This window comes from Paenibacillus sp. FSL R5-0766, from assembly GCF_037971845.1.
In the GTDB taxonomy this organism is placed as follows: domain Bacteria; phylum Bacillota; class Bacilli; order Paenibacillales; family Paenibacillaceae; genus Paenibacillus.
This window is the reverse complement of record NZ_CP150227.1, coordinates 2,691,617-2,711,589: the sequence shown is the minus strand read 5'-3', so window position 1 is coordinate 2,711,589 and position 19,973 is coordinate 2,691,617. Positions and strand designations below refer to the sequence as shown.

Below are 19,973 nucleotides of genomic sequence, written 5' to 3'. Positions count from 1 at the left end.
TGCAGCTTTCTTTCAGAAAGCTTATAGCTTCGCTTCTTCAAGTTATTTCTGTCCTCTCCGTTTCGTGTAAATGTTTAGTTCAATTTTTATAGATAAAATATAAAAGCTTAAACTGTAATAATCCCTATGTCGTATCCGCTCAACCGGTCTGTCTGTTCAGCCTCCAATGGCTGATTGGTAACGATTGTATGGACTGCATTTAACCCGGATACCCGGGCAAAAGCACGGACACCAAATTTACTGGCATCTGCAAGTAAGATGACCTGATCGGATATGCCAACCATCTTCTGCTTCAGCCTTGCCTGGAGTTCATTGGATTCACTGATTCCTCCACCTTCGAGATGTACACCTTTGCATGACATGAACATTTTATCCACGTGATACGTTTCTAGAGAACGCTCCGCCAGCGGCCCAACAAAAGACAACGAGCGCGATGCCAGCTGCCCCCCTGTTGAGATGACCTCAACCTTGTCACGGCTGCTGAGTTCAGTGGCGATTTGAATCGAATTTGTTAAGACCGTCAGCGGGAAATCCGGCATATTCGCTGCCATATAACCTGCCGTTGTGCTGGCATCCAACAGAATGCGATCACCCGGATTAATCATCGCCAGAGCCGCTTGTGCAATCCGCTTTTTCTCTTCCGCATGGGTTGTCTCCCTGATCCGGTAAGGGATCTCCGGTTGATCTTCCTTCACACTCACTGCACCACCGTGAGATCGGCGCAGTCGCCCTGCCTGTTCCAGCCGATCCAGGTCCCGCCGGATGGTTTCCTCCGTCACCCGGCAGCGCTCACTAAGCTCGGATACACGCATACTGCCCTTTACGTTCACCATCTCCACAATTCGGTCATACCGCTCGGCTGCCAGCATGTTACACCTCACTCCCCGCTTGTGAATTGGATGAAGCCGTCACACGCAGAAATCTGCCGTAAGCATCTTCCCAGATTGACTTGTCCTGCGGCTCATACGTAGTTACCGGAAATGAATCTCGAATGGCCTTACGAGCCTCCCAGATATCTTTAAAAGCTCCGCTCGCCATCCATTGCACAGCCATATTCCCGATGGCACTTCCCTCTGCCGGACCTGCCCATACCGGCTTGCCAATGGAATTTGCAGTCCACTGACATAACAGGCGGTTCTGGATGCCTCCACCGACCATATGCAATCCGTTGAACATCTGACCCGACAATTGCTCCGTCCATTCCAGAACTCTCCTATACTTCAATGCCAGACTCTCCAGAATTGCCCGGGCAATAGCCCCCTGATCCTCTGGTACCACTTGCCCTGTATCACGGCAATACTGACGTATACGCTTCGTCATATCTCCTGCGGGCATGAACAGTTCATCATCCGGGTCAAACAAACTAGCAAATGGAGGTGCCTGTTCAGCCTTTGCCAATAACACATCATAGCTAATTCCCTGCCCCTGGCGGTCCCACTCCCGCATGCTTTCCTGCAAAATCCATAAGCCCATAATGTTCTTCAGCAGACGGAATGTTCCGCCCGCCCCGCCTTCATTCGTGAAGTTCAAGGCCAGACTCTGGCTACTTATCGCAGGATGATCTATCTCCGTACCCATCAGGGACCAGGTTCCACAGCTCAGATAAGCAAATGAACGTTCCGTTGCAGGAACAGCCACAACGGCTGAACCCGTATCATGCTCCGCAACAGCAATCACGGGAATCGGGGACAATCCCAGATCGTTACAGATACTGCTTCGCAATTGTCCAACACGGGTACCTGGCAGCACGGCTTCACCGAACAGTTTCTCCGAAATGCGAATATGCGCCAGCAACTCACTATCCCACTGCCCCGCTGATGGATTGTATAATTGGGTTGTGGTTGCATTGGTAAACTCATTCACCGCTTCCCCGGTCAGGAAATAACGTAGTAAATCCGGAATCATGAGAAAACGCTCTGCTTCATGAAGTAACGGGGAACCGCTGCGTTGAAGTGTCGCCAATTGATACAAGGTATTAAAGCTAAGAAACTGAATCCCTGTACGTTCGAAGATTCGCTGGGAGCTCAGCTCTTGGCGCACCTGATCCATCATGCCGTTAAACTGTGTATCACGGTAATGATACGGGTTACCCAGCAACTCACCATTACTGCCAAGCAGACCAAAATCAACGCCCCACGAATCGATCCCCAGGCTCTCTGGTTTTTCTCCCTGCTGTTTCACAAGTGTAAGCCCTTGCAACAATTCATGATGCAATCGCAGAATATCCCAGTGCATCCGCTCGCCAACCTTCACTGGTTCATTCTTGAACCGATGAATTTCGCTCGTTTCGATCCCTCGATCATTCAGATGTCCCAGTAACGCTCTCCCGCTCCCAGCGCCCAAATCATAAGCCAGCACACTCACCGCGCTTCACCAACCTTTCGAACCCATCCTATTTTCCAAACGGTATCACTTGATTCAGACCGTAACCCTGTACTTTATTCTGTATTTATTGTTTGTTTGTTTTTGTTTAATACTGTTTTACTTTATTTTACGAGTATATCACCATTGTAAGCGTTTGAATACCCTTCGGTTTTTCTTTCTTTTGGGTATACCAAAAACGACTCTCTCCCACTTGGGAGGAGCCGCATTTCTTTTTTTACGTATAAAATTGACCTTTGCTTACCCCAGACTGGGGCTGTACATCTCTCTCAAAATGCTTGAATCGTGTCCCCTGATACGTCAGCATCCCTCGATCATTTTCCACCATCATGCCATAATGGTTTCCGCCAACAATTAGTTCAGTGCGCTCCCCATTGTCGAATTCAAATGTAACATAATACCGGGTAGTCGCACGGCTATCCCCGCTGCCACCTGAAACTTCCGTTCGTTTGGTCACCACCGTTGAGTGCAGGGTTAACAAGGCTGCCGCGTTATTTGACATCCCTGAGCGTATGCCTGAAATAATAACAAAAACAATAACTCCCGCAATGATGAGAAATATGGCGCCAATGAAAATCGAAGCAAATGCATTCATTGCAGCAAACTCACTAAATCCCGAAAAAAAACCACCCTGATTGCCTTCAAAACCTGGTACTCCATTCATGTCGTCAAACACACCAAAGCCGTCTACGCTTAATCGGCCCATCGATGAGGACTCGCTTGTTAACGCCATTCATCATCGTTCCTTTCCCCTTGCAAAAATAAGATGCACCGCCCCCCACGCAAGGAAGGCGGTGCATGCAGACAACCCGTTCTGCCTTGTCCGTATACTATATGAACCAGATCAGGAATACAGACGTTCAAGTTCGTCGACCAGACTGCCGACATAAGCAACCGCAGAGCGAATCGGCTCAGGTCCGGACATATCCACACCCGCAAGCTTCATTAACTCCTGTGGCGTGAGACTTCCACCAGCTTTGAGTGCATCAAGCCAGCGATCTACCGCAGGCTGTCCTTCTTCCCGAATCTGCTGTGCTGCCGCGGTGGAAGCCGTCAAGCCTGCCGCATAGGTATATGGATATAGTCCCATATAATAATGAGGTTGTCTCATCCACGTGAGTTTGGCCCCTTCATCAATTACCAGGTCAGGTCCCCAGAATTCGGAAAGGATGTCTCCTTTGAGCTGACTTAACGTCTTCGCCGTAATGGGCTCATCATTGGTTGCGCGTGCATACACCCTGCGCTGTAATTCACCTTCCAGCAGATGTGTAACGAAGTTATGGTAATACGTGTTCAACAGTTGCAAAATGACCCAGCGACGCATTCTCGGATTATCAGAACGCTTCAATAGATGATCTGCCAGCAGCATTTCATTCATCGTCGATGGTGCCTCAATGAAATAAAGAGATGGGCGTGTATTCGTGAGTCGTTGGTAACGACCCGCGAGCATGAAATGGCCTGCATGTCCCACTTCATGGGCAAGCGTAAAGGCTCCGCGCATGTTGTTCGCCCATGAAATCAGGATATAGGAGTGCGAACCATATATGGAAGAACAAAACGCTCCTGTGGATTTGCCTGCGTTATCTGCGTAATCCACCCAGCGATCACGGAATGCTCGCTCTACGATCTCGCCGTACTCCGGACCAAGCACATCAAGTGCTTCTCGAATGAGTGTGCACGCCTCATCATATGTAATGGCAGGGCTAAATTCAGGATCAAGCGGAGCCTTCAGATCACAGAACATCAGTTTGTCCAGACCCAGCTCACGTTTCTTTAGAGCCGCCAGTCTGCGCATATGTGGTGCGAGTTCCTGCTGGATAATATCGAGCACATTATTGTACATCTCTTTGCTCACTTGCTGTGGGCTGAGAAGCATATCTGTAACATCGTCGTAACCACGCAGCCTGGATAGAACAACCTGTTTCTTCACTTCGGTTGCATAACCTTCTGCGAACGTATTTTTGTAATCATTTAATGTCGAGCTGAATGCAGCATAAGCAGAACGGCGCAGCTTTGTATCAGATGACATCTCATAATTATTTTCATAGAATGACCAGGACAGTGGACGATTGTTGTCCTCTCCATCAAGAGCATCGTCAAACGTCATGTCTGCCAGTTTACCGCGCAGATAGATACGGTATGGCGAATCCAGTACCTCTCCTAATGAAGCAAGTACCTTCTCGGTCTCTGGCGTGAGCCGATGTGCTTTTTCTCGAATCAAACGCTCCAAACTGCGCGCATACGGCTCCAATCCCGGAAGTTCTTCAAGGTACCGTTCAACGGTTCCCTCCGGCAGATCAACGATCTCCGAATTGACAAAAGACAAGGACGACGACAGATTTGATAGGATATCTCCTGCTTTAGCTGAATTCTCAATATTGACCGGATTGGTGCTGTCCTCGGACTGCTTCAGTCGAGCATAAGAAGCCGTCTTGCTGATTCGCTCCTGCAAAGCTTCACGCGCATCCAGACAAGCCAGCAATTGTTCAGCGCCTTCGCCCAGACGTCCTTTGAACGTTTCGATCTGAGCAGCAGCCAGTGGAAGTGATCGAAGCTCCTGCTCCCACTCTACATCGGTTACAAACAAGTCTCTCAAATCCCAAGTCGTTTCCTGATTTACCTCAGCACGTGTACGTATTTTTTCCATCTTTAGTTGTCATCCTCCTTGTATTTCCAATATCTCTCATCGTATCATATTCTGCTCATCTATACATTACAATGATTACTCCTTATTACTCCGCTGGCAGAATAGCCCTTCGATCGCTGTTATCCCCGGATTTTTTGATTCACTTTTTTAAAGGTGAAAATCCGTTGATAAAGGCGAACGCTTCGCTTCTTAAGTCTATTTCTGCCCGCTGCGTTTGGAGTAAACTATTGATCCACTGACCAAAATTTAAAAGTAACTAAAAAACCGCTGGTTTATGGAAGTATCCATTTACCTAGCGGTCATTCTGAATATAACTTATTTAGCTTTCTTTCCAAATTACATTTTCACCGTAGTTTTTACCCCAGTTATACATCGCGTGCAGGACGGGCATCAGACTTTGACCGTGATCTGTCAACGTATATTCCACCCGAGGTGGTACCTCTGCATACACCTTGCGTTCAATCAGTTTGTCTTCCTCCAGCTCACGCAGCTGGTTGGTCAGCATCTTCTGGGTAATATGAGGGATTAGGCGTTTCAGCTCACTGAAACGTTTGGTGCCTTCCAGACCCAAATGCCACAAAATAATCAGTTTCCATTTGCCACCGATCACCGCAAGGGTCAATTCCTTCTCACAGTTGATTTCTTTCAGATTAATCCGTTCCTTGACTTCGGCTGCCATGGCTCCGAGCCCCCTCATCTTCAATCTTATATCGCGTATATTACACATATCACGGGGACACTTCACACGAGGCAAGCTTTCCGCTCCATGCATGATGTAATAAGTACATTCATTCGATACAGCTATCTATTAATTCTACTACAGCCTGGTCGGGATGCAAAGTTTAACTGTAAATCACGGATAAAACCTATACAGATGACTGATTATGTATCGCAGAAAAGACCAGAACCCTTCATAATCAAAGGATTCCGGTCTTTCATCTATTCACTATTCCAGGTTCGCGTGGCGGCCAAACATATCCGCTCCGGTCATACCCTTCATTTCCATCATCGTAAGAATGAGAGCATCCATGCCGATTAACAGTCCTTGTTCGAACAACGAGCCCATCGGCTGAATGGTTACTGCCGCTCCGGAAGTTGCTGTGTCCTCTTTGGCTGAAGCCGGAAGGCGCACTACCGTAGTTGCCAATTGCCCAATCGTGGACTCTGGCTTAATTGTAATGAGTCCTACAGGTGCACCTGCTTGACTGGCCTTCTGAGCCATGGCTGCCAGACTGCCTGTCTCTCCTGAGCCAGAGCACAGCAAGAGGAAATCCTTCGAGCTGATCCCCGGTGTTACGGTCTCGCCCACCACATATACACGAAGCCCCATCTGCATCAGTCTCATGGCAAAAGCCTTTCCCATAAGTCCTGACCGGCCTGCTCCTGCTACAAAAATCTGTTCCGCAGCCAGAATGTGCTCAGCCATCGCTTGCATCTCTGCATCGTCGATCTGGCTTAACGTACGTTCCAGCTCCTTCAAGATGTCAGCTGCGTACTGTGTTTTGCTCATCTGCTTACCCTTGTTTAACGAGACGTTGCATTTCAGCTGCAACTGCCGCTTTGTCTGCTTGTCCTGTGATACCGCCACCTACAATAACCAGATCCGGTTGTGCTTTGATCACTTCTGGCAATGTTTCCAGCTTGATTCCACCAGCTACAGCCGTTTTAGCGTTTTTCACAGCTGCTTTGATCGTTTGCAGATCTTCGAACGGGCTTTGTCCTTCAGCTTGTAGGTCATAACCTGTGTGTACACAGATGTAATCTACGCCAAGCGCATCAATTTCACGAGCACGTTGTTCAAGGTTAGGCACGTTGATCATGTCCACAAGAACTTGTTTGTTTTGTTTCTTCGCTTCTGCTACTGCACCTTTGATCGTACTGTCATTGGTTGCCCCAAGCACAGTGATTAGATCCGCACCAGCTTCAGCTGCTTTCATGATTTCATAACCACCAGCATCCATGATTTTAAGGTCTGCAAGAACTTGCAGATTAGGGAATGCTTCTTTCATTGCTTTAACCGCGTGCAAACCTTCATTAATAACGATTGGAGTACCAATCTCAACGATATCAATATATTGTTCAACCTCTTTAACCAATGCGATACCTTCAGGGATATTCACCAAGTCAAGCGCCAATTGCAATTTCATCATTTATTTCTCCTTTGTTGTTCAAGTATGATTCGTTCCTGTAAAAATAATAATCAGATATTTAGCCTGCACCAATTTGTCTGTTCAGATGCATGCAGTGTTTGTTTTGGCTACTCACTCATTGTAGACCCTGACTATCCATTCAGGAAGTACGCACTTTGAAGTGGGGTAGTTACTTGGGGGATACTATTGATAATTATTCGTTGTTATGTGAATCCAATATAGAATTTATTAATCCTCTATTCCAATCACCCGCTTACAGCAGAGCAGCAGCCTAATCATCCAATTAGATATGCAATATAAAAGACCCCGCCAAATGGCAGGGTCTTTATCTTTATCATTTTCAATCCAGTCAGGGCTGGTTTAGAAATTTATCATTTTACAGATATACAGGTTTCACGCATACAGGCTTGGATACACCTGTGCTGTGACCTGTGTATTTCAGACGTCCGCTCTCCTGATCCACCGTGAATGTCACGAGGTTGTTCGTATCGCGGTTAGCGGCGATCAGCAATTTGCCGTTAGGTGTCAGAGCAAAGTGACGCGGATGCTCACCTTCAGCAGATACATGCTCAACCAGTGTCAGGTGACCTTTGTCTGCATCTACTGCAAATACAACGATGCTGTCATGTCCACGGTTAGATCCATATACATAACGTCCATCATTGGAAACAGTGATTTCCGCTGTTGTATTCTCTTTGCCATCATATCCATCAGGCAGTGTGGACACAGTGGAAACCTCTGTCAATGTGCCCGCTGCTGCATCATATTGGAACGAAGTAATGGAAGAATCCACTTCGTTGATCACATACGCGAATTGACCATTCGGGTGGAACGCCAAGTGACGTGGGCCTGCTCCCGGATGTGTTTTGGTTTCACTGTGCAGCACAAGTTCATTTTTGTCTGCATCGATGGAATAGATCGCGATGTTATCTGCGCCCAGATCCTGTACCATCATGTATTTACCATCCGGGCTGAAGAATGCGGAGTGAACATGTGGCTTGTCCTGACGCTCCGGATGCGCACCTTGTCCTTCATGTTTCTTCTCGTCCAGAAGCGCTCCAACTTCACCGTTATCCGTCAAGGCTTGCAGACCTACCAGACCACCGTGGTAGCTGGAGAGGATCAAGTATTTGCCGGAAGGGTCACGCTGGATGTGACATGGCGGAGCTGAAATGGAGTTATTCCGGTTCATCAACGTTAATTTTCCTGTAGAAGGATCAATGCTCAGAGCTACCGCTTCAGACATTTTGTTGCCTTCAGCTGACGCTGTTTCACCAATCGCATACAGTTTGTTTCCTTCAGCATCCACGTTGACAAACGTTGGGTTTTTCACGCCCGCGATGCCATCAAGCTTGGACAAGCTGCCTGTATCCTCATTCAATTCATATGCATAAATGCCCTCATTTTCCGCTTCGGCGTAAGAGCCGGCCAGTACGAGCAAGCGTTTTGATTCACTCATTACAGTTTCCTCCTCTATGTGTATGTAATCTTGTTGCACCTCTTCTATAATAAATCTGCCATATCAAAATAGCAATCGGCTGTCGCTGCCCATCAGGGAAATCCTTAGTTAAACAAGGCGATTACTACACATCATCATACTGAAATCCATTCATATGAGATGCATCTTCTGCTATGATAAGATTGGTTTTTCATCCAGAAGGGACTGAATTGCATTGCTTCACTCATTTTTACTCACGTTATACCATGTCTTCCTGCCGATCTCACTTCCCGTGATTGGAGGTATTCTGTTAAAACGCTTCAAAAATTGGGATACCCGGTCGCTCTCGACCTTTTCCCTTTATATTTTGAGCCCTGCGCTCATCTTCAATACATTGCTGCATGCAGAGATTACCTGGACGGACGTCACCAGCACGTTCTGGTTCTCTATTATTAATCTGATTGCCCTGTGGGCCCTCGCCGAGCTGTTAAGCCGGATTTTCCGTCTGGGTGCAAGCGAAAAAGCGGGTCTCACCCTCGTCTCCACGTTTACAAACTGCGTGAATTACGGGCTCCCGCTTGTGCTGCTTGCCTTTGGTCAGCTTGGGCTCGACAAGGCTTCCGTCTACGTCATTGGACAGATGATTATTGTTAATACGGTAGGTATCTTTTTTGCTGCGAGATCCGAATTCACGGTAAAAGATGCGATCCTGTCCGTTTTCCGCATGCCATCCATCTATGCTGCCGGCATCGCCATTGCGCTGCGTGCATCCAATCTGAGCCTGCCTGAAGCACTGGATGGAGGGATCTCTATGCTGGCTGCGGGCTACTCTCCTGTCGTACTCGCCATTCTGGGAGCCCAGATGCTCAGACCAAAAGGTGCAACGGTGCCTTGGCTACCCAATGTACGCCGAGCTTTCTGGACCGGGCTTGTGGTCCGTCTCGCAGCTGCGCCGATCCTGTCCTGCCTGATACTGACCGCTCTTCAGGTCGAAGGTACGTTGTTCAGTGTGCTGCTGATCCTCGCATCGATGCCAACCGCAGTGAACGCCGTTATTTTGGCTGAACAGTTCAATGCTTCTCCGCAGTTTGTATCCCGCTGTATTCTGTGGACCACCGCTGCATCCATGTTGATGCTGCCCATTATGATTGTGATGGCTTCCTGATTAATACCGGAGGTGATACCGAAGCGATGTCCGCTTGTCGGCGTTTCTCCAGCCGGCGTTCATAACGCCGGTTGAGCGCTCTGACGTAGAAGAATTTCACGACAAAGTACGAAATCACACCCAGAATGACACCAAACACGGACATACCTGCCAGAATATCCAGTCCACCAAGCAACAATTCACTCACGGCCGACCAGTTCCCGCGAAACAGCTCCATGAATGCACTCTCATGTACCAGTCCCTGTCCCATGCTGTGAGCAGGCAATATCCATGAGCCAATTTGTTTGGCGAGTGGCATCAGAATAATAGGTAAAAACGTAAGTTTCCCGATCACATTGCCAACAATCGCTGCTGGCACCGAACCCCCAGACAGTCGCACAATCGGATAAAATACAAGATAGATCAGGGAAGCGGTCGAGATCACGATCAGTTCCAGTCCAAACCCTATGGCAAATCCGGTAGATACTTTATGGGCACCTCCGGGAGCACGTAACAATTTGAGAAAATTCAGCTTCATAACACGTGTTAAACGTGCCCAGCGGTTAGTCTTGCGCTTCTGTGTGTTCATACCGAATTACTCCTTATTTTACACAAATGACAACTTGAATCGTCTATTCTTCAGTATATCACACTGCGTTAGCTCCTGTAGTAACAATGACCGGCTGTGTCTCCATCTGGACATTACCTGCCACCGCTCGGGAGATCATACAGGAGGATTCAGCCTTATGCGCCAAGCGCTCAGCCTTGGTCAGATCCGCTTCTGAAGCATCTTGGCTGAGTACAATCCGGGGTCTATGTACGATCCGTTCGTACGTAAATACGTTATTCGTAACATCTACCGTTGCTTCCGATTCAAGTGTCAATTCATCCGGCGTAATATCCGAACGCTCCAGCATCGCTGCCAGTGTGATCAGGTAACAGGTGGAGGCTGCACCCAGCAGCATCTCGTCCGGGTTAGTTCCCGTACCGGGTCCGCCCATCTCCTGCGGAATCGATATGACCGTTTTTAATCCACCTGCATCGATTGTTCCCTCACTGTTACGCCCACCATTCCATACCGCTTTCAGATGAAAAGGATGTTTCATGTCATTCATTCCTTTCTTGTTTACACACGTATACACGTAATATTCTGCTCGATCAATGCGCTAACGTGCTCTTCATCTACACCCTGATCTGTAATCACTTTGCCCACACTGCTCATCTCAGCAACTCTGGTAAACGCCTGTATGTTAAATTTGCTGGAATCTGCAAGTAAAATGACCTCATCCGCAATATGGATCATTTTTTGCTTCACCAAAGCCTGTAATTCATTGGATTCACTGATGCCTTTGGTCAGATGCACTCCTTTGCAAGACAGGAATACTTTATCCACATGATAAGCATCCAGCGAACGTTCTGCCAGCGGTCCTACAAAAGACAGTGACTTCGAAGCCAGCTGCCCACCTGTGGCAATCACACGAATCTGTTCCTTGTTACTCAGCTCAGCGGCGACCTTAATCGAGTTGGTTAATACCGTCAGTGGTATGTTCGGCAATCCTGCCGCCATATACCACGCCGTTGTACTTGCATCCAAGGCGATCCGGTCGCCGGATTCCACCATTTTCACTGCTTCGCTTGCAATTCTGCGCTTCTCTTCTGCATGGGCTACAGCCCGTTCCGGATATGGAATCTCCGACTGTAACTCATCCTTGTATTTTACGCTGACCGCCCCGCCATGGGACCGTCTGAGCCTGCCCGCCTGTTCGAGCTTGTCCAGATCACGACGAATCGTCTCTTCCGTCACCCCGCAGCGCTCACTAAGTTCGGTCACACGCATACTGCCTTGCGTATCCACCCATTCCACTATTTTCTCATACCGTTCAGCTACGAGCATATTCCTTCACTCCAAACCGTTGATTATCCAGTTAATCCTGTTCATCCATCATACCACAGAGCGATGACAAGGAGAATTTGGACCATGTGCAAAAAGAGGGAGCTTTCGCCCCCTCCATTCCAGTTCTGAAGTGTATCTTATTTATCTTCTGCCATAGGGAACCAGCCCGGTGTGTGGATGATTGCATTCCACAACCCGTCAGGGATAACCAGACGTTCCTGATCCGATTTGATCAGAATCGTCTCAATATCTTCTTCCCGTCCACTCTCGATTTTCTCAACCCAATCCGGTTCAATAATCAGCTCACGTCCAATGGCAAGCAGAGGTACTCCCGTTTGAAGCGCCTCAGCGGCCTGATCAGCCGTATGAATTGAACCTACGCCAATAACAGGCAGTTTACCGTTCACACGATCCAGAATGAATTCCATTCTCGAACGCGTATCTGCTTCGCCACGTCTTGGTTTGGACCAGAATTCGTTTAGGGAAACGTGCAGGTAATCCAGGTTTTTATCTTTCAGCGCATCCACCAGTGCATACGTATCTTCCATTGTGAGTCCCGGTGTTTCCGGTTCTTCCGGAGAGAAACGGTAACCAATGATGAACGGCAGTTTGGTATGTTCGGCAACCACTTTCTGAATCTCATCCACTACAGCAAGTGGGAATGTCAGACGTTTCTCTACACTTCCGCCCCAACGATCTTCACGCCGGTTGGAATGCGGGGAGAAGAATTGCTGGATCATATAACCATTAGCACCGTGAATCTCAACACCATCAAATCCGGCTTCAATGGCACGACGTGTCGCTTCACCAAAGTCTTTGATAATCGAAGTAATCTCGGCATCCGTCAACTCTCTTGGTTCAGGAGATCCCGGACGCTCACTTGCAACCGCACTAGGAGCAACTACTTGACCCGCAGGTACAGCTTGTTCAGGCGTAAGACGGCCCGCATGGAAAATTTGCAATACGGCTACGGAGCCCTGTTGTTTCATGGTGTCAGCCAGTTTCTTCAGACCAGGAATGAAGCGATCATCATAAACGCCAAACTGAGCCGGGAAACCAATGCCATGCTCTGTTACATGCCCTACAGCCGTAATTGACATGCCAGCACCACCGGTGCGACGTGCATAATAAGCAAGTTCAGCGTCGGATATCGTACCATCAGCATTCGAGGACATATGAGTCATGGGAGCGAGCACGATACGGTTTTTCAGTGTAATACCAGTCGGCAGTGAAACTTGTTCAAACATCTGGTTAAACTTTGGATTCATTCGTGGTTCCCTCCTGATTATAAATATCTCTTTTAATAGATATATGAATATGTGCGTTCACTTACTGTAATGATTATAGTTACGTTTCATTGCAATTGCAACTTTTCATTTTCTGAAAGAAAAAAAAAGGGCAGAGTGTCTCCAGACTCTCAGCCCTCTTCATCTGCTTCACATCATGCAAAGGATATTCAGAAACTCCGAACGTAAGCCAGCTTCTGATCCATCTCTTCTACGCATTCGTAACAATCGTGTTCATCGTTGGCGACCATTGGGGTGACAGGATACAGATTCATCTCTGTACTGTTATACGATTTCAATAGCGGTAACAACTGAGTCACCCGTGTATTGGCAGGGTCAAGCCAGGTGTTGATCTCTTCTTCGGAGAGAATGGCTGGCATTTTACTGCCAAATTCGCGTGTAACCATGTTTGCGCCTGTCATAAGCATCGTGCAGGTACGAAGCGGCTCTTTCCGTGTATCTCTCCACACCTCGTATAACCCGGCAATGCCGAACAGACCGCGATCTGGCATGACAACACGAACTGCATAACTTTTTTTGCCCTCTTGCCGCCAGTAATATAATCCATTGCAGGGAATGACGCAGCGCTTGGTCTCTACCAGTTTGTAATAGGAAGGATTCTCATGTACCGTCATAAGATTTGCGTTAACTGCATCACGACCCCAGAATGGAATGAACCCCCACCGGAACTCATCCAGTACACGCTCACCATCCTGATGCAAAATAATCGGCGTATGCTGGGTTGGGCTGATATTGTATCGGTTTTTGTAATAATACATCACTCGCTGAATCTTGAAATGATCTCTGACATCGTCCAAATCGGCTGCCAATGAAAATCGGTTGCACATGTTCAAGCACTACCTTTCCCTATGAGAAGTTGAACGTATTGTTTGTAATTTTAGGGAAATTATGCATGCATATCGAACAGAAAATGACTTATTTTGACACCATTAGGGTCTGATCAAGATATATTTCATGTTTTTCACAACAAAAACAACGACCTCGGACTCATTTCAACTCCAATATTACTTGTTACTATAATAGAGAATTAAATACATTTATTGGAGGTTTTAAGTATGAAAAGGAAGTTTTTGATGAGCATCATGTTGCTCTCAGCGATTGCGATGTTTGGCAGTACCATCTATGCGGCAACCTTTCTGACCTACGGTTATCCCAGCACCACCATTCCCATTCGTACGTATAATTACGCCTCCGCATGGCAGACTCCCATGGACGCTTCCCTTACCAACTGGAACAATGCAGGTGCCAAAGTTAAATTCACCAAAACAAGTAACTCCCCAAACACCATCACCGCAGGAAACTTCAATAATACAGCATATGGTGTCAACTACGCCTCTGTATCCGGCAGTCAAGTCGTAAGCTTCCGCATCGAACTCAATGCATCCACGATCACCCCTGACGCAACCAACTTATCCAACTTCATTCAAAGCGTATTTGTCCACGAACTCGGGCACTCCATATGGCTCGGTGACAACCCAACAACAAGCAGTCCTTCCATTATGTCTTACTCCCGCAACCGCAATTCCATGACCCAACCCCAAACTTTTGATATCAATAACGTAAGATCCAAGTACTAATCTGCTACGAACTTATCCCAAAATCCAAGGAGGATTCCTATCCATGAACAAAAATCGAGTATTAACGCTGCTTCTTTCTTCCATTTTCATTTTATCTGCTGTTGGATGTTCTTCTGTCACACCTACCGCGTCCCCATCCGATGCACCCATGACCATTATTGCTTCTGAAGATTACCCGAGTTATGCCAGCATTGGCGACCTGTCCGAGAGAGCAAATACCATTGTGAAAGGCAGTGTTGTTGAGACTCGTGTGGAAGCTTTAAACGATATTGTACAAGTTACTGATGCTGCCAATGAGAACGAGTTAAACCCCGCGTCCGATCCGGGCGGAGAGCCATCTTCTTTTGACAAAATCTATACGATCCACACGATTCAGATCGCTGAATCCTATAAGGGCAGTTACACTGCCGGGGAAAAACTTGAAGTGAAGCAACTTGGCGGACAACTAGGCAACACCGAGATTATTAATGATGACAACCTCAAGCTGATTCCTACCAAAGACTATGTACTCTTCCTGGAAACGTATGAAGACACCCCAGCCAGCCTGCTCAACTCCGTTCAAAGTCTCTACGTGATCAAATCTGCCGCCAAGTCGAACCAGCCAGGTCAGCAACAAACAAAGTCAGAAGTCATTGTGAGCGCCAACCCCGAGAATGACCTTACACTCCAGCTGAAGGATCTGCAAGAAATTCAGAACGAACCAAAGAGCGAATAAACTCTTATACGGTAATCACACTGTTATTTCATCTCCCTACAGGCAGTTAATCCCCTCTACTGTTCAGTCCTACATAAAAATATGAAAACCGTGCTGCTCAGCAAACTGGGCGGCACGGTTTTTCTGAAGTTCCTTACTTAGACGGTGTATTAAGTCCAATAATCCATTCAGCCAGATCCTGTGTCTGTTTCAACAAGGCGATCGGATCACGGAACCAGGATTGCTCTTCCGTCCATATGTACACTTTTCCATTTTTGATTGCAGGCAATGAACCCCAGATCGGATCTGCCTGAAGCTCTTTCAGTTGAGAGTTGCTGGTCAGCACAATGTAATCTCCAGCGTATTTGGAGAGCAGTTCTATGGAGAATTCATGATAAGCGCCCTGCATCAACTCGGATGGAATGTTCTTTGGTGCTTGCAATCCAAGCAATTCATAGATGTTACGTCCTCCTCGGCCCGACTGATTGCCAAAAATGAACACTTGGCGATCATATTCCTGCATAACGGAGAATGTAGCATCAGCTGGAACAACGCTCTGCACCTCCTGTTTGATTTTGGCAACCTCCTCATCAAAATCAGACAGCCACTTCTCTGCTTCCGCTTCTTTGCCAAGGACTTTACCGAAATAGTTCACTTCATCCTTCAGTGTCTGAAATGTGATGGATGCGATCGAAACGGTTGGAGCAATCTTGCTGTATTTCTCATAAGCGGCCTTGTCCGGATTCAATGTAATAATGAGATCAGGTTCCAGCTCCATCAATTGTTCAACGGAATCCCCTATCGTTTCAAGACCATCCATGTGACCTTCCAGATAAGGACTGTTCATCAGAAATTGGCCTCCACCAATCGGTTTGACACCAAGAGCAAGCACCGTTCCCAGATAATCTATGGCAGCAACTCGCTCGGGATGTGCAGGAATCTCTACCTCACCAAAGGTCGTATTTACCATTTGGGTTTCCACGACTGCCGGTTGTTCGGGTTCAGCAGCAACTTCGGATGTTTCTGCCCCCTGCTGGGCTGTTCCACAAGCACTTAATGTGAGTACAAGCGCAAGCGACATAATCGCTGATTTAAAATGGTTAAACATGTTGATTTCCTCATCTCCCTTATATTGATAATGATTATCATCATCAATTAAAGGATAACGTTCATCCCCTCCTGTTACAATGGATTCATTTGTTGCATTTAATGTACTTTTTGAAACTGATTTCGAGTTTTCCCGCTGCTTCAACCGATATTGCCCCGGTGTTATACCAGTCTCTTTTTTGAATATGCGATTGAAATAAAACGGGTCCATATAACCCACATACGCAGCAACCTCCTGTAATGAAGCTTCTGTGGACGCAAGCAGACTCCTTGCCTCACCCATTCGTAACCGAATCACATATTCTGTAGGTGTACATCCCGTCTGTTCCTTGAATTTGCGTGATACATATTGCGGACTGTAACTCAAGGACTGGGCAAGCAAATCAAGTGAGATGGATTCCCGGTAATGAGCTTTGATATATCGCAAAACCTGATCGGTAAGCGAAGGCTGTTGAACTTCGTTGTACATGCGACTCCGCTGTAACAAGACAAGCTCTACCAGTTGAAAGAAATACACTTTGACCTGAATTTTGCCCACACGCTCCTGCCCTGACCAGCATTCATGTATATTCCGCACAAGCTCACGCAACTCAAGTGTATGATCCGGCACTGTCGCCCAGGACTCTTCAAACGGATTACGCTGGTTCAACATCATTCGATACTCCACAAGCACGTTGGAGGGCAAGGTTGATTTGTACAAAATAAGATGTACCTCCGTAACCCCTGACGCTTCAAGTGTCAGATGTCTTCCTTTTCCTCCATGCAGTAGCAAGAACTGGTTTGTAGTCCATACCTCTTCATCCAGCCAGACCTGACTCCTGCCTTGAACATACACAAATGCACTGGTCGGTAACACATAATTGCGTATGAACTCGTGTGTTGCGAGTGATATAAGACGCACATCAAGCACGCGAACCTGTACCTGATCCCACAGCTTGATGTCATTCTGAATTCCCATATAAACTCCCTCTCCTGAGCGATCCAACACACACAATACCTTGGCATTGTGACTAAAAGCCTACCCATAATTGATAATGATTATCAATTATAACAATGATGGAACCATCTTTGAAGCCTACCTCCGTTTTTGTGAGATGCCGCAAAATAAAAAACGGTCGAAATCCCTCATAGAGAGATCTCAACCGTTCTAAAATTATGGCCTTAAAATCTTTTGATAAAGTCAGCTGCCCTTCTCTACTCGACAAAAGACAATAAATACCCGTATCGTTCTTCCTCCATCTTGTCTAACGGAATAAACCGGATCGATGAACTGTTAATGCAGTAACGTTTGCCGCCGCGATCTTTGGGACCATCATCGAACACATGACCGAGGTGGATGTCACCTGCCCGGCTTCGTACCTCCGTGCGATCCATCCCAAAGCTCGTATCGGTTGTATAGGTCACAACCTCAGGTACAATCGGTTTTGTAAAACTTGGCCACCCGCAACCGGAATCATACTTATCCCGGCTGGTGAATAACGGCTCTCCCGTTGCAATATCCACATACAGACCGGGCTCCTCATTATCCCAGTATTCGTTACTGAACGCATGCTCCGTATCATTGTTTACCGTGACCGCATACTGTTCGTCTGTTAATCGTTCCTTTAATTGTTCATCTGTTGGACGTGGATATTGAGCGGGATCAATTCCAATCTCCAGGTCATCCAGGACAGTCATATCAATGTGACAATATCCGTTCGGATTTTTTTCCAAATAATCCTGATGGTACTCCTCCGCCAAATAATAATTCTGCAGAGGCATCACTTCCGTTACAATGGGTTGGTCATATTTTTCTTGCTCTACCGCTACAGCCTGCTCAATGATTTTGGCATCTTCAGGCAACGTATAATATATGCCAGTCCGATACTGAACGCCACGATCATTGCCCTGCTTATTCAAGCTGGTAGGATCAATAACTCGAAAATAAGATTCAAGCAATTTCTGCAAAGATACTTGCTGCGGATCATATTTTACATGAACAGCCTCCGCAAACCCCCGGTCCCCGCGAATAACCTCCTCATAGGTTGGATTCTCTCCTTCACCGTTGGCATAACCGGAAGTCACATCCTGAACCCCTGGAATACGAGCCATATAAGCCTCCACACCCCAGAAACAGCCTCCTGCCAAGTACAGGTTACTCAGGTTTTCCTCGGAGACACTCGATGCCTTGACAGGTTGAGTGGATATCGTAGATGAAGATGAATGACTCTCAGCCCTGTTTCCACAAGCAGACACAACTATCGCTATAACAAGGAGGCACAAGCCGAGCAGCGTCCTTTTCATGACACTTCCTCCCTTCTCACAAAATCTCTTGTAATGATTCCATGATCTGTTCATTGGATGCATGCCCTGGCTGCGATTTCGTTAAAATACCATCAGAGCCAATATAAAAGGAACTAGGATACGCTCTTACGCCAAATTCCTTGGCCCATACACCTTTCTCATCCAAAAGAACAGTTATGTTATCATACGGCTGTTGGTCAAACCATTCGGTAAACGCTTGGGAGGATTTCTCCCCTTTGTAGTCTGGCGTCACAATCGTAATGACTTGAAAATCATTGTCTTGACCAGCTAGATTGTTCAGGTCTTCCAAACCCGCAAGGCAGATGGAACACCAGGAAGCCCAGTATTTCACATACACTTTCTTGCCTTGAACATCAGAAAGTCCAACCGTGTTTCCTTTCAGATCACGCAATGAAAATTCAGGAGCCGTCTCGCCCTTGTTCATCATGGTTGACAAACTCATATCGGATGTTGATGTCGGGGTTGATGAAGACCCCATTTGTTTTGATTCAGTTTGCTGTGATCCACATGCGCTCAAGATCAACAGGACTCCAGCAAATACGATTACAGATACCATCCATTTCCGTGCCATCTTCATACCAAATTCCTCCAATGATTATTGAAACCAGGTCACCAAGCTGTTTAGTCGGTCTGTCATTAACAATAGTCCCATGACAATAAGAATACAGCCGGAAGTTATTTTGATGACGCCCATGTACCTGTATAAACGACGTATCCGCTTCATAACATATTCCGAAAAAACTGACAGAATCAGAAAAGGAATCGCTAATCCAAGGGTATACAGGAACATGAGAAACCCACCATACAGTGGAGAGCCTTCTCCTGCGGCGATACCAAGAATAGCCGCCAGCACAGGCCCGATACAAGGCGTCCAGCCAAAACTAAACGTCAGACCCAACAGGAACGCTCCGACATACCCTCCCCGTTTGGCTTGATCACTCGACAGCTTTCTCTCCCGTTCCAGCCAGGATAGTCGGATCAACCCGGTTTGATAAATCCCAAAAAGCACCACGATTGCTCCGCAGATAGCAATAAACACAGGACTTGAGATCATATTACCAACGATGCCGGAACCAAAACCAAGTAATACAAATACCAGGGACAGCCCAAGAACAAATAAAAATGTCCGCAAAACAAGTGTAGACCGCAACTGAACCGCATTGGTATCAGACTGCTGCTGATTCGTACCGTTGACCATACTTCCGGATAGATAAGACACGTATACCGGGATCAGCGGCAGAATACATGGCGCAAAAAACGATAACAATCCTGCACCAAAAACGCCAAAAAGGAATACTAAATCACTGGTCAAGTCATTCACCACCTGAA

At 47.0% G+C, this 19,973-nt stretch carries 20 protein-coding genes; 3 read left to right on the top strand and 17 right to left on the bottom strand.

Annotated elements, in window-relative coordinates; genetic code table 11:
• Positions 1-107: 107 nt before the first annotated feature.
• From MKY66_RS12415 to MKY66_RS12380, 8 genes are all read right to left on the bottom strand, one after another.
• Entirely contained in the window at positions 108-869 is a 762-nt protein-coding gene (locus tag MKY66_RS12415) for a DeoR/GlpR family DNA-binding transcription regulator (protein ID WP_076216144.1), read from the bottom strand.
• 1 nt (position 870) lies between these two features.
• Complete coding sequence (locus tag MKY66_RS12410) at positions 871-2,364, bottom strand: rhamnulokinase family protein (RefSeq protein ID WP_076216147.1); 1,494 nt, start codon at positions 2,362-2,364, stop codon at positions 871-873.
• A 235-nt stretch (positions 2,365-2,599) separates the two neighbouring features.
• A complete protein-coding gene (locus tag MKY66_RS12405) occupies positions 2,600-3,115 on the bottom strand; it encodes a DUF2500 domain-containing protein (RefSeq protein ID WP_256704335.1) in 516 nt (171 codons plus the stop codon).
• 111 nt (positions 3,116-3,226) lie between these two features.
• A complete protein-coding gene (gene pepF, locus MKY66_RS12400) occupies positions 3,227-5,029 on the bottom strand; it encodes an oligoendopeptidase F (protein WP_076216149.1) in 1,803 nt (600 codons plus the stop codon).
• Between the two features lie 319 nt (positions 5,030-5,348).
• Positions 5,349-5,708 (bottom strand): helix-turn-helix domain-containing protein, encoded by a 360-nt coding sequence (locus tag MKY66_RS12395; protein ID WP_062833989.1) that lies wholly within the window; start codon positions 5,706-5,708, stop codon positions 5,349-5,351.
• A gap of 267 nt (positions 5,709-5,975) precedes the next feature.
• Positions 5,976-6,539 (bottom strand): 6-phospho-3-hexuloisomerase, encoded by a 564-nt coding sequence (gene hxlB, locus MKY66_RS12390; protein ID WP_076216152.1) that lies wholly within the window; start codon positions 6,537-6,539, stop codon positions 5,976-5,978.
• A 4-nt stretch (positions 6,540-6,543) separates the two neighbouring features.
• On the bottom strand, positions 6,544-7,176 hold the full coding sequence (gene hxlA, locus MKY66_RS12385; protein WP_036670570.1) for a 3-hexulose-6-phosphate synthase: 633 nt from the start codon (positions 7,174-7,176) through the stop codon (positions 6,544-6,546).
• Positions 7,177-7,555: 379 nt separating this feature from the next.
• The gene (locus tag MKY66_RS12380) at positions 7,556-8,638 is read right to left on the bottom strand and encodes a lactonase family protein (RefSeq protein WP_076216155.1); all 1,083 of its coding nucleotides are present in this window, start codon (positions 8,636-8,638) and stop codon (positions 7,556-7,558) included.
• Positions 8,639-8,852: 214 nt separating this feature from the next.
• Between MKY66_RS12380 and MKY66_RS12375 the strand changes: the two genes are divergently transcribed.
• Entirely contained in the window at positions 8,853-9,782 is a 930-nt protein-coding gene (locus MKY66_RS12375; protein ID WP_076216157.1) for an AEC family transporter, read from the top strand.
• Here the strand turns inward: MKY66_RS12375 and MKY66_RS12370 are convergent.
• The 5 genes from MKY66_RS12370 to MKY66_RS12350 form a co-directional block, all read right to left on the bottom strand.
• Entirely contained in the window at positions 9,760-10,350 is a 591-nt protein-coding gene (locus MKY66_RS12370) for a DUF2062 domain-containing protein (protein ID WP_076216160.1), read from the bottom strand. The two genes, MKY66_RS12375 and MKY66_RS12370, sit on opposite strands and share 23 nt — an antisense overlap.
• Before the next feature lie 58 nt (positions 10,351-10,408).
• Positions 10,409-10,867 (bottom strand): OsmC family protein, encoded by a 459-nt coding sequence (locus tag MKY66_RS12365; RefSeq protein WP_076216163.1) that lies wholly within the window; start codon positions 10,865-10,867, stop codon positions 10,409-10,411.
• A gap of 20 nt (positions 10,868-10,887) precedes the next feature.
• Complete coding sequence (locus MKY66_RS12360) at positions 10,888-11,655, bottom strand: DeoR/GlpR family DNA-binding transcription regulator (RefSeq protein ID WP_036608860.1); 768 nt, start codon at positions 11,653-11,655, stop codon at positions 10,888-10,890.
• 137 nt (positions 11,656-11,792) lie between these two features.
• Complete coding sequence (locus MKY66_RS12355; RefSeq protein ID WP_076216166.1) at positions 11,793-12,923, bottom strand: NADH-dependent flavin oxidoreductase; 1,131 nt, start codon at positions 12,921-12,923, stop codon at positions 11,793-11,795.
• Between the two features lie 188 nt (positions 12,924-13,111).
• Positions 13,112-13,789, bottom strand: coding sequence for an SOS response-associated peptidase (locus MKY66_RS12350; RefSeq protein WP_036608866.1), 678 nt, complete (start codon positions 13,787-13,789; stop codon positions 13,112-13,114).
• Positions 13,790-14,017: 228 nt separating this feature from the next.
• Between MKY66_RS12350 and MKY66_RS12345 the strand changes: the two genes are divergently transcribed.
• Together MKY66_RS12345 and MKY66_RS12340 are read left to right on the top strand one after the other, a co-directional pair.
• Positions 14,018-14,539: a hypothetical protein gene (locus MKY66_RS12345; protein WP_076216169.1), complete on the top strand. Its 522-nt coding sequence runs from the start codon at positions 14,018-14,020 to the stop codon at positions 14,537-14,539.
• A 43-nt stretch (positions 14,540-14,582) separates the two neighbouring features.
• The gene (locus tag MKY66_RS12340) at positions 14,583-15,254 is read left to right on the top strand and encodes a hypothetical protein (protein WP_076216172.1); all 672 of its coding nucleotides are present in this window, start codon (positions 14,583-14,585) and stop codon (positions 15,252-15,254) included.
• Positions 15,255-15,387: 133 nt separating this feature from the next.
• On the opposite strand, the gene MKY66_RS12335 is transcribed toward MKY66_RS12340, so the two are convergent.
• The 4 genes from MKY66_RS12335 to MKY66_RS12320 all read right to left on the bottom strand — a co-directional run bounded on the left by MKY66_RS12335 (position 15,388) and on the right by MKY66_RS12320 (position 19,965).
• Positions 15,388-17,298 carry an AraC family transcriptional regulator gene (locus MKY66_RS12335; protein WP_076216174.1) on the bottom strand — a complete coding sequence of 637 codons (1,911 nt, stop codon included), beginning with the start codon at positions 17,296-17,298 and terminating at the stop codon, positions 15,388-15,390.
• A 236-nt stretch (positions 17,299-17,534) separates the two neighbouring features.
• Positions 17,535-18,623, bottom strand: a complete 1,089-nt coding sequence (gene msrB / locus MKY66_RS12330; protein WP_076216177.1) for a peptide-methionine (R)-S-oxide reductase MsrB — start codon at positions 18,621-18,623, stop codon at positions 17,535-17,537.
• 16 nt (positions 18,624-18,639) lie between these two features.
• Positions 18,640-19,221: a redoxin family protein gene (locus tag MKY66_RS12325; protein WP_076216180.1), complete on the bottom strand. Its 582-nt coding sequence runs from the start codon at positions 19,219-19,221 to the stop codon at positions 18,640-18,642.
• 18 nt (positions 19,222-19,239) lie between these two features.
• Complete coding sequence (locus MKY66_RS12320; protein ID WP_339807147.1) at positions 19,240-19,965, bottom strand: cytochrome c biogenesis protein CcdA; 726 nt, start codon at positions 19,963-19,965, stop codon at positions 19,240-19,242.
• Positions 19,966-19,973: the final 8 nt, after the last annotated feature.